12 protein-coding genes are annotated in these 13,577 nt (G+C 66.4%); 6 read left to right on the top strand and 6 right to left on the bottom strand.

The window, feature by feature from the left end; translation table 11 throughout:
- Positions 1–155: 155 nt before the first annotated feature.
- Entirely contained in the window at positions 156–1,439 is a 1,284-nt protein-coding gene (locus ACSBPQ_RS14940) for an MFS transporter (protein WP_442682863.1), read from the top strand.
- A 257-nt stretch (positions 1,440–1,696) separates the two neighbouring features.
- On the opposite strand, the gene ACSBPQ_RS14935 is transcribed toward ACSBPQ_RS14940, so the two are convergent.
- The 4 genes from ACSBPQ_RS14935 to ACSBPQ_RS14920 form a co-directional block, all read right to left on the bottom strand.
- Positions 1,697–2,359: a hypothetical protein gene (locus tag ACSBPQ_RS14935; protein ID WP_442682862.1), complete on the bottom strand. Its 663-nt coding sequence runs from the start codon at positions 2,357–2,359 to the stop codon at positions 1,697–1,699.
- Positions 2,360–2,420: 61 nt separating this feature from the next.
- Complete coding sequence (locus ACSBPQ_RS14930; protein ID WP_442682861.1) at positions 2,421–4,550, bottom strand: TonB-dependent receptor; 2,130 nt, start codon at positions 4,548–4,550, stop codon at positions 2,421–2,423.
- 293 nt (positions 4,551–4,843) lie between these two features.
- Entirely contained in the window at positions 4,844–5,632 is a 789-nt protein-coding gene (locus ACSBPQ_RS14925; RefSeq protein WP_057665132.1) for an SDR family NAD(P)-dependent oxidoreductase, read from the bottom strand.
- Between the two features lie 11 nt (positions 5,633–5,643).
- Positions 5,644–6,297, bottom strand: a complete 654-nt coding sequence (locus tag ACSBPQ_RS14920; RefSeq protein ID WP_442682860.1) for a hypothetical protein — start codon at positions 6,295–6,297, stop codon at positions 5,644–5,646.
- A 152-nt stretch (positions 6,298–6,449) separates the two neighbouring features.
- Here ACSBPQ_RS14920 and ACSBPQ_RS14915 point away from each other — a divergent pair, with 152 nt between their 5' ends.
- Positions 6,450–8,033, top strand: a complete 1,584-nt coding sequence (locus tag ACSBPQ_RS14915; RefSeq protein WP_442682859.1) for an alpha/beta fold hydrolase — start codon at positions 6,450–6,452, stop codon at positions 8,031–8,033.
- 51 nt (positions 8,034–8,084) lie between these two features.
- Here the strand turns inward: ACSBPQ_RS14915 and ACSBPQ_RS14910 are convergent, their stop codons facing one another.
- Together ACSBPQ_RS14910 and ACSBPQ_RS14905 are read right to left on the bottom strand one after the other, a co-directional pair.
- On the bottom strand, positions 8,085–9,023 hold the full coding sequence (locus tag ACSBPQ_RS14910) for a VOC family protein (protein ID WP_442682858.1): 939 nt from the start codon (positions 9,021–9,023) through the stop codon (positions 8,085–8,087).
- A gap of 127 nt (positions 9,024–9,150) precedes the next feature.
- Positions 9,151–9,939, bottom strand: coding sequence for a GntR family transcriptional regulator (locus tag ACSBPQ_RS14905; RefSeq protein WP_442682857.1), 789 nt, complete (start codon positions 9,937–9,939; stop codon positions 9,151–9,153).
- Between the two features lie 57 nt (positions 9,940–9,996).
- Here ACSBPQ_RS14905 and ACSBPQ_RS14900 point away from each other — a divergent pair, with 57 nt between their 5' ends.
- From ACSBPQ_RS14900 to ACSBPQ_RS14885, 4 genes are read left to right on the top strand one after another with little or no spacing between them, the layout of a single operon-like run.
- Positions 9,997–10,776: an enoyl-CoA hydratase/isomerase family protein gene (locus ACSBPQ_RS14900; protein ID WP_442682856.1), complete on the top strand. Its 780-nt coding sequence runs from the start codon at positions 9,997–9,999 to the stop codon at positions 10,774–10,776.
- A 7-nt stretch (positions 10,777–10,783) separates the two neighbouring features.
- Positions 10,784–11,101 (top strand): DUF1330 domain-containing protein, encoded by a 318-nt coding sequence (locus ACSBPQ_RS14895; RefSeq protein WP_442682855.1) that lies wholly within the window; start codon positions 10,784–10,786, stop codon positions 11,099–11,101.
- Complete coding sequence (locus ACSBPQ_RS14890) at positions 11,098–12,141, top strand: nitrilase-related carbon-nitrogen hydrolase (protein ID WP_442682854.1); 1,044 nt, start codon at positions 11,098–11,100, stop codon at positions 12,139–12,141. Before ACSBPQ_RS14895 ends, ACSBPQ_RS14890 begins: the two co-directional genes overlap by 4 nt.
- Entirely contained in the window at positions 12,134–13,552 is a 1,419-nt protein-coding gene (locus ACSBPQ_RS14885; protein WP_442682853.1) for an aldehyde dehydrogenase family protein, read from the top strand. Before ACSBPQ_RS14890 ends, ACSBPQ_RS14885 begins: the two co-directional genes overlap by 8 nt.
- Positions 13,553–13,577: the final 25 nt, after the last annotated feature.

The raw sequence follows: 13,577 nt of genomic DNA, 5'->3' as shown, positions 1-13,577 counted from the left end.
CCTTTGATCTTAATGTTATATCTATATATCTATATTTGACCGGCACTGCAATCATCGCTGTGGGCTACATCCGGCATCCGCTCTGTGCCATTCTTTGTCCGGACATTGTTGTAGTGGCATGCGTTCCCGTTCACCCTTTCGCAACAGGTGTGCCGATGAAACGTTTCTACCCGTGGCTGATCTGCATCGTGGCCATGCTGATGCTGGCGATTTCCAATGGCATGACCATGACCGGGATCACCGCCTTCGATCCCTCGCTGCTGGAAGAGTTCGGCTGGAGCCGAGGCCAGCTAAAGTTCCGCGACATGTTCAACCTGCTGCTGGCTGCGCTGATGTCGCCGTTCGTCGGCGCCCTGATCGATCGCGTCGGGGTACGCAGCCTGGCCTTGTTCGGCAGTGTGCTGCTGGCGGTTCTGTACGCGGCCTACTCGCAGGTGCACTCCATCGCCCATGTCTACCTGATCCATGTTGGCTTTGCCGCGGTGGTCGTGAGCAGCGGCCTGAGCGTTGCGGTGATCATGGTCTCGCAGTGGTTCCAGACCCGCCGTGGTACCGCGCTGGGCATCGCGCTGGTGGGCAGCAGCCTGGGCGGCATGCTGGTGCCGAAGATCATCGTCGCCTTGTTACCCGAGCATGGCTGGCGCGGCAGTTTCCTGCTGATGGCGGTGATACCGATGGCACTGTTCGTGCTGTGCCTGGCACTGGTGCGTTCGCCCGATGGCAAGGGCCTGAGGCGTTGGGGCGAGGGCCAGGCCGTGGCCACCAGCAGCCCGGGACGCTGCAGCCTGCTGCCGGACCTGAGTTATCGCCAGGCCCTGCGCACGCGCACCTTCTGGGCGTTGGCATTGGTAGCAGTGACCACGTTCTGGGGAATCATGTCGCTGTCTTCGCACCTGATCCTCAACATGAAGGATCTGGGTTTCAGCGGCAAGCAGGCGGCCGATGGCATGTTCCTGCTGTTCGGGTTGGGCATGGCCGGCAAGTTCCTGTTCGGCTTTCTGGCTGATGTGACCACGTCCAAGAAGGTATTTGTCTGCAATGTGGCGCTGATGGCGGTGGGTGCGGTGATCATCGCGCTGCAGCAGGCCAGCCTGTTGTGGACTGGCCTGATCGTGATGGGTTTGGGCTGGGGCGGGCTGTACGCGATCTTGCAGCTGCAGATTGTCGAAGCCTTCGGGCTCAGCGCGGCGGGCAAGATCCTTGGCACGATCTCGCTGTTGGATGCCACCTCGGCGGGCTTGGGCATCTGGCTGACGGCGGTGATGTTTGATCACTTTGGCAACTACCATCTGGCATTCACCGTAATCGCGGTGCTGATAGCGATTGGTCTGCTGGCTTCGTTCTTCGTCCGTGATGAGCGGCGCTTGGCGTTTGCGACGACGGCAGGCGAGGGAGGCGAGCCGGGCGTGGATTCGGCGGCGGTACGCGGCGTGGCCTGAGCCGCTTGCTGGCGGCAGCCGCCATTCACGCCTGCACGCGTGGCGCAAACCGCGAAGCCGATGGTGCCGGCGTGATGGTAGCCCTGCCATGTGAAGATCACGCTTGTTTCATCGTCATCCCGCGCCTGCGAAGTCAGCCAGTGCTGCCGGGTGCCCTGCACAGGCCCGGACTTTGAAGGTCTGAGCCTTGGGTGGAGAGTTGATACGACGAAGGCCCGCGCAAGCGGGCCTTCGTCGTATACGTCACAGTGCAGGATTCAGAACGGCTTGAGTTTGCCCAGCACCATGATGGTCAGGATGATCAACCAGATGCACAGTACCGGGATCTTCACCCGCGCTATCAGCTGCTTGAGCGCCTGCTGGTCGGCATCGCTGGCGGTGCCGGTGACCACCTTGCCGAACAGCGGGCCAAACGGCCGCAGCTGGATGCGTACCAGCAGCCCCATGCTGATGATGCCGGCCAACAGGATCAGCTTGGCACCCAGCCAACGGCTCTGCAGCACATAGCCGCCGTCGCCCAGCGCGTCGATGCCGGCGGCCACGCAGCCCACCAGCACCAGCAGGCGCAGGTAGAAATCCACACGCGCGATGCGCAGGCCGGCAGCCGAGTGTTCCTTCAGGAAGGCTGCCCAAGCGAGGCCGAGCCAAGCCAGCGTGCCCAGCCATACCAGCCACAGCCAGCCCTTCAGCGGCAGCAGGCCGGCCTGCGTGGCCACGGTCAGGCCGGTGCCAAGTGCCATGATCAGGCAGGTGCGCGGAACCATGTCCAACAGCATCATCGCCTTGGCCGAGAACAGGCGCACCGGCAGCGGCTGCGCCGGGTCGGCGATCTTGCCGGCGATGTAGAACACGCCCAGGTCGCCGCCCAGCCAGTAGCCGGCGATCAACAGGTGCAACAACAACAGCAATTGGTAATCCATCGTGGTCTCAAAAAGACATCGCTCCCGTGCGGGAGCGATGTGTGTGGCAATGTGGCCGTGCTTACCAGAAGCGGTACTTGAACTCGAGGCCGTAGGTACGCGGCACGTTGGGGTAGATCACACCGATGCCCAGGCCGGCGATGTCGAAGCCGCCGGCAGAGGCGTACTTGTCGGTGAGGTTGCGACCCCAGAGAGCGACCGACCAGTTGGCGTTGCGCGGCTCATAGGCGATGCGGGCGTTCACTTCGGTGTTGGCCCGGGTCATGATCAGGCGCGAGGCGTCCTGGTTCTGGAAATAGTCGTCGGTGTAGCGGGCGCTGCCGCTGAATACCAGGTCTGCGTCGCCCACCGGCTGTGTATAGCTGGCTCCCAGGGTCCATTGCAGGTCGGGTGCGTTCTTCATCGGGAGATCACTGAAGGTCGCGGCGTTGGCCTCGCTGAAGTTCTGGTACTCGCTGTCGATGGTGCCCAGGCTGGCGTTCACGCGCAGCTTCTGGGTGACCTGGGCCTGCAGGTCGACCTCGATGCCCTGGATCAGCGCGCCGGTGGCATTGGCGAGCACGAAGACGCCTTGCGGATTGACTGCAGTGAGCTGGATGCCATCGTAATCGAGCCGGTAGTAGTTGGCATTGAGGTGGACCCGGTTGTGCCAGAGCGAGGATTTCACGCCGACCTCGTAGGCGATCATCGTTTCTTCGTCGACCGGTGTGATGGTTTCGTAGGTCGTTCCGCGGCCGTTGAAGCCGCCGCTCTTGAAGCCGGTGGTCACGGAGGCGTAGCCCATCACGTTGTCGCTGAAATCATAGTCAAGCAGCACCTTCCAGTCGGGCCGGCTCCAGGTCTTGTCCATCGACTTGGTGAAGGCGACCGAGCCATCGGTGCGTACCGCGCGCACGTCGAAATCCTTGTTTTCCCGGCTGTAGCGGCCGCCCAGGGTCAGGGCCAGACGGTCAGTGAAGTCGTAGCTGCCCTGTGCGTAGATGGCATAGGCCGTGGTGTCCTGTTCGATATCGTAGGTCGTGCCTCGGGCGAAGATATCGCCGCGCGTGGGCTGGTCGTTGCTTTCCTGGAAAGCGAATACCCCGGCGACCCAGTTGAACGGGCCTTCGTTGTACGAGGTGAACTGCGCCTCGTAGCCGCGCTGTCGCTGTTTCTGGTCCTGCTCGACGTGGTAGAGCAGGTTGCGGGTGCCGTCGAGGTCCATGTAGACGTGATGGTCGAGCGTGCGGTAGTGCAGGATCTGGCGGAGGCCGAACGAACCGTAGTCGGTCTCGTTGGTCAGGGCCACGCCGAACTGGTCGAGATCGCTGAAGCCGAGGATGTCGGTTTCTGTGACGTAGAAGCTCCCGGTACGCGGAATGACCTCGTCGCCATCGAACGCGACTGGTGTTGCCCAGCCGGGTGTCGACCGTTCGGCCAAGCGGTCGATGGTCAGTGTCGCGTACGAGGCTTCCCCCCAGGTCGACGCGAGGGAGAGCCGCCCGGCCAGCACGTCCTGATCATTGACCTTTCGGTCGTTGGTGCGGTCGTAGAGGAAACCGTCGCGGTTCCTGGTCAGGACCGCTGCAGATACGTCCAGGGTTTCGCCGAGGCGGGTGGTGCCCATCACCCGCGCGTCGCGGCGGCCGAAGTTGCCGACGTTCAGATCGAGATCCAGGCGATCCTCGCCCGTTGGCTTGCGGGTGATATAGCGGATCGCACCACCGGTTGCGTTGCGACCGTAGAGCGTCCCCTGGGGGCCGCGAAGGACTTCGATGCGTTCGACGTCGAGCAGGTCGAACATCGCACCGTTCTGGCGGGCGATGTAGACATCGTCGATGTACATCGCAACGGTGGGATCGTTGGTGAACATCGAATCTTCGACGCCGACGCCGCGCATGATGATCTTCGCGCCCGAGCTGGTACCGGTGTTCTGCTCGATGACGACGTTTGGCGTCATGAACTTGACGTCGTCGACGCGCTTCACCTGCATACGGTCCAATTCCGGACCGGCGATCACGCTCAGGCTGAGCGGGGTCTTCTGTACAGCCTCTTCGCGACGCTGGGCCGTCACGCTGATCTGGTCCAGCTGCACGGGCGGGTCATTGCTTTCGGTCCCGGTGCCTTCGTTGCCATGGGCCAGGGCATTACCATTTCCGAGGGCAACCAGGACGGCGGTTGCCAGTGCACTGCGGTACAGAACTTCCTTCATGACACGCTCCAGAACAGGGGGTGGATGAACATAAAGCCGGGGTACTGCGCGGGGGACGGCTGTCACATTGGTATATCAATATGTGAATTGAGTATTGGCGCGGCCGGCGCTGCGTGCAACATGACTATTGACAAAATTTTCATTGCATTGCAGCAGGTGTGCGCCAGATGCAACTTTATGATTTGTATTGGTATTTGATGGTTTCTCCCTGTTTTGGGGCAAAAAAGATGCACCGGGGTGGTGCATCAATGACCTATTGGTTTTAAAGGCATGTCATTAGTACATGTGGGTTTTCAGTCACGCATCAGCGCGCCGCCGTTGACGTGCAGCACCTGGCCGCTGATGTAGGCGGCCGCATCGCTGAGCAGGAACAGCACCGGCGCGGCGATGTCGGCGGCCACGCCGATCCGGCCCAGCGGCACCCTGGCCGCATAGGCATCGATGTCCAGCCGCAGCGGTGCACCGTCCTCGCGCCCGCCACGGCCGTAGCCGCCGCGCAGGAAGGCGGTATCCACCCCGCCCGGTGCCACCGCATTGACCCGCACCTGCGGCGCGGCCTCGGCGGCGAGCACGCGGGTGAGTGCATTCAAGCCGGCCTTGGCGATGGCATAGGCGCCATAGCCGGCCGCGCCGATGCTGGCGATCCCGGTGGAGACATTGACGATGGCCGGGTGCGGCGCCTGGCGCAGCAACGGCAGCGCCTGCTGGCAGCAGTGCAGGGCGCCGCGCAGGTTGCCCTGGTGGATGTCCTCGAACACTGCCGCCTCCAGCCCGTCCAGGGTCTGCAGGCCACCGGTGTAGCCGGCGACATTGACCAGGCCGTCGATCTGCGGGTGGTGCGCGGCCACCTGCGCGAATGCGGCGCTGACCGCGGCCGGGTCGCGGATGTCGGCAGCCACGCCGTGCACGCCGTCCGGCAGTGGGCGCTGCTGCAGCGACTGGGCCAGGTCGACCACGCTGATCTGCGCCTGCTGGGCATGCGCGGCCTGGACGATGGCATGGCCGATGCCACCGCAGCCGCCGACGACGACCAGGTGCATCCGCGGTGGCAGCACGATGCTGGCGGGATTGGCTGTATGCATGGCAGGTTTCCTCAGAAGGGTTTGAGCAGGCCGGCAAAGGCCATCAGCGCGCTGGTGGTCCAGAACACCCAGACAATGGGCCGCGCGCGGCGCAGGCTGTCGCGGAAGATCGCCTCGGTGGCCGGGGTCGAGCCTTCCGCTTCGAGCCGGGCAAAGCCGCTGGCCCAGCCGCCCATGATCCGGCGCAGCACCAGGCCCAGGATCAGCAGCAGGCCGAAGCCGACCAGCTTGGCCGCCAGCCAGCCGACATACACGCCCTGGCCGGTGAGCAGGGCCCAGCTGCCGCTGCCGATCAGGCCCAGCGCCAGCACCACGCGGATGCCATGGTCGATCCGCTTCAGGCGCTGGCCCAGCGCATCGGCCGGATGGCGGTAGACCGTCCACGACAGCAGCAGCCAGGCGATCCCGGCAGCCCAGATCCACGCCATCGAGCCGGCCGGCAGCGCCAGCAGCTGCAGGTTGCTGGCCAGCTGCAGGCCCAGTGGCAGCAGCAGGATCAGGCACGAGCGCGGCACCAGGTCGATGCGCAGTGCCGCCTGCAGGAAGCGCCGGCGCTCGGCCAGCGGCAGGTCTGCGCGTGCGACATAGGCCGAGGTCACATATACGCCCCAGTCCGGAGCCAGCCAGTACGCAAACAGCAGCAGGTGGGCATAAACCAGGTACATGTGGTGTTCCACGGCACTCTCCGTAGTGAAGGAAGCCGCCAGCGCAGGTCACATGCCGGGCTGGCGGTGTCTGCCTTATTGACATATTGGTATGTCAATAGTCAAAGCGTGACTAATACCTTCCGCCACCGCCCACATCTCCAGGAGCAGGCATGATCCAGCGGCAATTCGTACGCATCGGCAACCGGCATGTGCACTACCGGTACGCCGGCGGCGGCCCGGTGTTGATCCTGTTGCACCAGTCGCCACAGAACTCGCGGATGTGGCTGTCGATGATCGAGCGCTTCGCCACCCGCTATACGGTGATCGCACCCGATACCCCGGGTTTTGGCTATTCGGACCCGTTGCCGGGGGAGCAGGACATCGATGGCTTTGCGCGTGCCACCCTGGCCTTTGCCGATGCGCTGGGCATCGGGAAGTTCGCGCTGTTCGGCATGCACACCGGTGGCCTGATCGGCATGCACCTGGGCTGGATCGCGCCGGAGCGGCTGAGTGCGCTGGTGATCGACGGCTATGCACTGTTCAACGATGCCGAGCGCGCGCGCTACACCGACAAGTACCTGCCGCCGTTCGTGCCCAGCTGGGATGGTGGCCACCTGCGCTGGCTGTGGTCGCGCATGCGCGAGCAGCTGTACTTCTTCCCGTGGTGCGACCCGTCGGCCGAATGCGCGATCGTGCTGCCGCCGTACACGCCCGCAGGCACGCATGACGCGGCGATGGACATCCTGGATGTCGGTGACAACTACCGCATCGGTTATGGCGCCGCCTTTGCCTATACCCAGCGCCAGCGCGTGGCCGAACTGCGTTGCCCGGCCTGGCTGGTCTACCGCATCACCGATGTGCTGCTGCCGCACCACGAGCGCCTGCCGGCGCTGCCGGACAACGTGGCCTGCGTGATCGAGCACGAGGATGTGGACGGCCTGCACCGGCGCATGGATGCGATCCTGGCGCAGACCACCGATGTGCTGGGCGCCTGCACGGCCACCCTGGCGGCGCGCCAGGTCGAGGGCTGGCAGCGGCGGATCCTGGCCACCGCGGTGGGCGAGATCGCCGTCTGGCTGTGCCCCGGTGAGGGCGGGGCGGTGCTGCAGGTGCATGCCCCCGGGCAGCACCCGCTGCAGCCGGACCAGGTCGCTGCCGATGCACGCACCACGGTGCTGGTCGAGCTGCCCGGCCACGGTGCTTCCAGCGAGGTCAGCGCGCTGCCCGATGCGGCCACCATGCAGGCCGCGCTGCAGGCCATCTGCACCCAGCTGCTCGCCGGCAAGCCTTTGGAAATCCATGCCCACGAGGGCGCCTGCAGCTATGTGCCGGCACTGGTGGCGGCGCTGGGGACGCAGGTCAGCGGGGTGGTGCTGCACCGGCCGTGGTTGCTCGATGCGGCCGAGTGCCAGACCTTCCTGCAGCAGTTGCCCGATCCGCAGGTGCACCGCGCCGGTGGCCACATGGCCGAGGCCTGGCAGTGGGAGCGCGAGCGTCACCTGCTCTGGCCGTGGCTGGCGCCGAGCATGGAGGCCCGCCGCCGGGTCGCCGGCCCGCCGACCGCGCAGGTGCATGCCAACGTGGTCGAGCTGCTGCGCCTGGGCCGCCAGCTGCACGCGCTATTTGCCGATGTGGCGGTGCCCGGCCTGGCCGAGGCGGTGGCCGCGTTGCCGGTACCGGTGCGGCTGGTCTACACCGAGCAGGATGACTACCGCCAGCGCATGGCGGCGCTGGCCCAGCGCCTGGCCGGCTGAGACTCAGCGATCTGCCCCTGCCCGTGCGTGATGCTGGGCAGGGGCAGGGGTTTATTGCGGCTGGTACAGCTCCAGCTGCTCGCCATCCGGGCCGAACAGCGTGGCCACCGCGCAGGGCCCCAGCCCGGGCAGGTCCAGCGTCTGGCGGGCAATCAGCTGCCCGCCCAGCGTCAGCACCCGTGCCACGTCGGCGTCCAGGTCATCGCTGCGCAGCGAGGCGGAGAGGATGCCGATGTTCGGCGGTACCGCCGCATCACGCAGCGGCGCATCGGGCAGGTGCTCCATTTCCAGGTAGGCAAACATCTCGACCCGGCCCGGGACGATATGGCCGTCCTTGATCAGGTTGACGTTGTGGATCTTGACCGGGCGGTCGGTGCCCAGCAGCGCCTGCAGTTCGGGGAAATCCAGCACCCGGTCAAACAGCGTTTCAAAGCCCAGTGCCTGGTAGAAGGCGACCGAGCGGGCGACATCGCGGGTGGCGATGGCGATGGTCTGCACCACGCTGACCTCGGTCTCCAGCGCGCCACGCAGCTCGCCGCCGCGCTCGTACGAGAACACGTCCAGGCGGATGCCATCGGGGTCGTCGTTGATCGAGTCGCGCACCGCGACCTGCTCGCTGACCTCCCAGTAGCTGGGTTCGTGCGCGCTGCTGCCGCCGGCGGCGGTGACCGCCTGCATCGTTGCCAGCGCATCGCGGCAACGGAAGTTCAGTGCGTAATAGCCGCTGCCGTTGTACAGGTTGCCGGCATGCCACAGGCGCTGGCCGGGCGCATCGAACTGCAGCAGGCGGATCCGGCCCAGGCCGCTGTCATCGGCAGCAATGACTGCCCAGCGCCCGCGCAGGGTCGGATCGAAGCGCCACAGTGGCGCCAGTGCCGGATCGACCTCGCCACGCGCCTGCAGGCGGTAGCCCAGGGCCTGGGAGTAGAAAGACAGGGCGCGCTCCAGATCGCTGACGCCCAGGGTGACCAGTTTCACTTCTGACAACATGCAGCGGACTCCGGTGACAGGTGGCAAGGTGCGTGGGGGCACCCCGATCCTGCTGCATGTCCGGACATTGCGTCCAGCCGTCCTGGTCATCCGCGGGGCACGCATCGTGCCGGGCGGGCACGATCGATCAGTCGTGCCCGCTGGCGTCCACGTCCAGCGTCATCTGGTAGGTGAACTGGTCCGGGCGGTACTGCACCTGCAACAGGTCCACCAGCTGGCCGGCGCCGTCGTAGGAGCGGCGCTCCAGTGCCAGCAGCGCGGTGCCGGGCTCCACCTTCAGGTGCATCGCGGCGATGGCGTCGGCATTGACCGCCGACAGCACCTGCTCGACCTGGCGGATCTGGATGCCGACGGCCTGGAACAGCTTCAAGCGCGAAGTGCTGGCCAGCCGCGCCTCGTTGAACTCCTGGTGGTCGGTGAGGGTCCAGCTGTTGTAGTGGCCGAACGGGGTTTCGCCGCGCAGGCGCAGGCGGATCGCGTGGGCCAGCTGGTCGCGCGGGCCGGTATCGAACAGGGCGCGGATCGGCTCCGGCGGTACCGCGCGGCGGAACTGCAGCAACTGCACGCGGGTATGCTCGGCCAGCACTTCCAGGCTTTCCAGCAGCCCGGTCAGCGGGCTGTGCAGCGGCTTGGGCCGCGAGCGGTGGATGACGTGGGTGCCCTTGCCGCGGCGGCGCTCGACCAGGCCCTCGGCGGCCAGCTCGTCCAGCGCTCGCTTGGCGGTGATGCGCGAGACGCCGAAGCCGTCGGCCAGGTCGAACTCGGTCGGTATGCGCGCCCCGCGCGGGATCTCGCCATTGAGGATGCGGTCGCGCAGCAGGCTGAACATCTGGTGGTAAAGCGGCGTCGGCAGATCGTTGCGCAGCAGTTTGTGCGCGTTGGCACTCAGCAGTGTGGCAAGTGTGTCCTCGGACATGGTCGCTTCACCCTTTTTTGGCTTAATGCTATAACGATAGAACAAATGGGGCAGAACATGAGCACTGACGACACTGTAGTTTCCTGGCGCCGCGACGGGGCGCTCGCCCGCATCGGCATCCACCGTCCGGACAAGCGCAACGCGCTGGCCACCGCCCACTGGGCCGCGATCGAAACCGCACTGGATGCCATCGCCGCCAGTGAAGCGCAGATCGTGGTGGTTTCCGGGGTGCCCGGGGCATTCAGCGCCGGCGCCGACATCGACGAGTTGGGGCAGCTGCTCACCGCACCGGACGCCTTTGCCGCCAACAACGCCCAGGTACAGCGCACCCAGCTGAAACTGCAACGCCTGCCACAGACCACGCTGGCCGTAATCGACGGTGTCTGTGTCGGCGGCGGACTGGGTCTGGCGTTGGCCTGCGACCTGCGCCTGGCCAGTGCCCGCAGCCGTTTCGCCATCACCCCGGCCAAACTCGGCCTAGTCTACAGCGCCGATGACAGTCGCCGATTGATAAATGCCGTGGGCATGGCCCGCGCCCGCGAGATGCTGATGACAGGCCGCCTGCTGGATGCGGCCACCGCGCTGGACTGGGGGCTGGTCAACCAGCTGGTCGCCGAAGACGGGCTGGAGGCACTGGCGCAGGCACAGGTGCAGCAGCTGCTGGGGACCTCCGGACAGGCCCGCCGGGCGATCAAGACCGTGCTCGGCTATCTCGGCGGCGATGCCGGCATCAGCGTGGCGCAGGCCGATGCCGCCTTCAACAATGCCTTCCACAGCAGCGACTTTGTCGAAGGTGCCGCCGCCTTCCTCGAAAAACGCGCGCCGCGCTTCTGCTGAGGCCGTGATGTCCGCCTATCTGATCATCGAAGCCCACATCACCGATCCGCGGCGATTTGCCACCTATGCTCGGGCAACGCCCGAAGTGGGCCGCTACCTGGTGATGGGCGGCGAGCAACATAGCCTGGAGGGCGAGCACGCCCCGGCCCGCACCGTGATTTCCCAATGGCCGGATCGCGCCGCCGCGCTGGCGTTCTGGCAGTCGCCCGAATATGCGGCACTCAAACCGTTGCGCGACGGCACCGGCAGCTTCCGCGTGCTGCTGGCCGACGGCGTGACCACCCATCCGCTCACCGATACCGCCACCGGAGGCGACGACCCATGATCGAGTCCTATCGCGCGCTTGCGCTGCAGACCACCTGCCGCGCGGTCAACAGCTGCGCCACTCCCGAAGACGCCGCCGCCGCGGTGGCCGACAACATCACCCGCATCGGCCGCCAGATCCGCGCGTCCAAGGCGTTCATCGGCGCCGACCTGAAGCTGGTGGTGCTGCCGGAATACTTCGCCACCAGCTACCCGCTGGGCGACACCATCCCCGGCTGGGCGGCCAAGGGCTGCTTCGCGATGGACGGTGCCGAGTACGAACAGCTGGGCCGCATCGCCCAGGACAACGGCGTGTACCTGTGCGCCAACGCCTACGAGCGCGACCCGAACTTCCCGGGGCTGTACTTCCAGTCCTCGGTGATCCTGGATGACAGCGGCAACCAGATCCTGCGCTACCGCCGGCTGATCTCGCTGTACGCGCCCAGCCCGCACGACGTGTGGGACAAGTATCTGGATGTGTACGGCATCGAGGGCGTGTTTCCGGTTGCGCGCACGCCGATCGGGCGGCTGGCCTGCATCGCCTCGGAAGAAATCCTGTATCCGGAAATCGCCCGCGCGCTGGGCCTGCGCGGCGCCGAGGTGATCCTGCACTCGACCAGCGAAGTCGGCAGCCCCGAGCTGACCCCCAAGGACATCGCCAAACGCGCCCGCGCGCTGGAAAACATGGCCTATGTGGTGTCGGCCAATACCGCCGGCATCAGCGGCGTGGACATCCCGCTGGGCAGTGCCGATGGCATGAGCAAGATCGTCGATGACCAGGGCCGGGTGCTGTCCGCCGCCGGCACCGGCGAGTCGATGGCCGCCTATGCCGACCTGGATATCGCCGGCCTGCGCCGCCGCCGGCTGCGCCCGGGCATGGGCAATTTCCTCTCGCGCCTGCCGCAGGCGGCGATCAACGCCGGCCTGGCCAGCACCGCCTTGAAGCCCAACGCCCTGCTGCAGGGCGACAGCTTGAAGATTCCGCAGCGGGCCGACTTCGCCGCCCGCCAGAAAGCCACCCTTGAAGCTCTGTTGAGCGCTGGAGTACTGGGCAATGACTGACGCCACCACGCTGCCGCTGCGCAACCCGCGCACCGGCCAATCCGACGGGCAGCTGCCGATCACCGCCGCCGCCGAGGTCGCCGCGCTCGGCGCGGGCTTGCGCCAGGCTCAATCGACTTGGGCCGAACGCAGTATCGAGGAACGCTGCACGCGCCTGGATGCACTGGCCGATGCGCTGGCCGCCCGTCGCGACGGGTTCCTCGATGCGTTGCTGGCCGATACCGGCCGTTGGCATGAATCGGTGATCGAAGTGGACGGCACCATTGGCGCGATCCGCCGCTGGGCACAGCAGGCGCCGGCCTGCCTGGAGGATGCCGCGCCGGTGGAGGAGGCCATTACCTTCATCCACAGCCAGCAGACCTGGGTGCCGTACGCGGTGGTGGGCGTGATCAGCCCGTGGAATTTCCCGCTGATGCTGACCCTGATCGATGCGGTGCCGGCACTGGCCGCCGGCTGCACGATCCTGGCCAAGCCCAGCGAGGTCACCTCGCGCTTCGTGCCGCTGCTGCGTGAAGCGCTGGACACGGCCGGCCTGGGCGAGGTGTTCAAGCTGGTCACCGGTGCCGGCGGCACCGGCCAGGCGGTGATCGAGGCGGCCGACCAGATCTGTTTCACCGGCTCGGTCGCCACCGGCCGCAAGGTCGGGGAAGCCTGTGCGCGCCGCTTCATTCCGGCCTCGCTGGAACTGGGCGGCAAGGACCCGGCGCTGGTGCTGTCCGACGCCAACATCGAACATGCCGCGCGTGCACTGGCCTGGGGCAGCTTTGTCAACGGCGGCCAGAGCTGCATGTCGATCGAACGCGTCTACGTGGAGGCGCCGGTGGCCGAGGCCTTCATCGCCGCCCTGGTGGAGGAAGCTTCCGCACTGGAACTGGCCTGGCCGGACCCGAAGCAGGGCCAGATCGGGCCGGTGATCGCCGCCTCGCAGGTGGAACTGGTACGTGCCCAGCTGGCCGATGCCAAGGCCAAGGGCGCGCGCGCGCTGACCGGTGGCGAGCTGGTCGACCACGGCGGCGTCTGGTGCCCGCCGACGGTGCTGGTCGATGTCACCGACGACATGGCGGTGGTCGCCGAGGAAAGCTTTGCCAGCGTGCTGCCGGTGATGGTAGTGGCCGACGAGGCCGAGGCCATCGCCCGCGCCAACGCCACCGAATTCGGTTTGTCCGCGGCCGTGTTCACGCAGAGCCCGGAGCGCGCGCAACGCGTGGCGCGCCAGCTGCAGGCCGGTGGCATCTCCATCAACGATGCCTGCCTGACCGGCATGGTGCAGACCGCCGAGAAGCAGAGCTTCAAGCTGTCGGGCATGGGTGGCTCGCGCATGGGCACCGCCTCGATCCGCCGCTTCGTGCGCGCCCGCGCGCTGCTGATCAACACCGGCATCGCTTCACCCTGGTGGTTTCCGGCGGCCTGAGGCTCAGCAGGCCAGCATGAACTGG

This window comes from Stenotrophomonas sp. JC08 (assembly GCF_052180205.1).
Lineage (GTDB): Bacteria > Pseudomonadota > Gammaproteobacteria > Xanthomonadales > Xanthomonadaceae > Stenotrophomonas.
The sequence above is the reverse complement of the archived record's forward strand: the minus strand, read 5'-3'. Positions and strand labels throughout refer to the sequence as shown.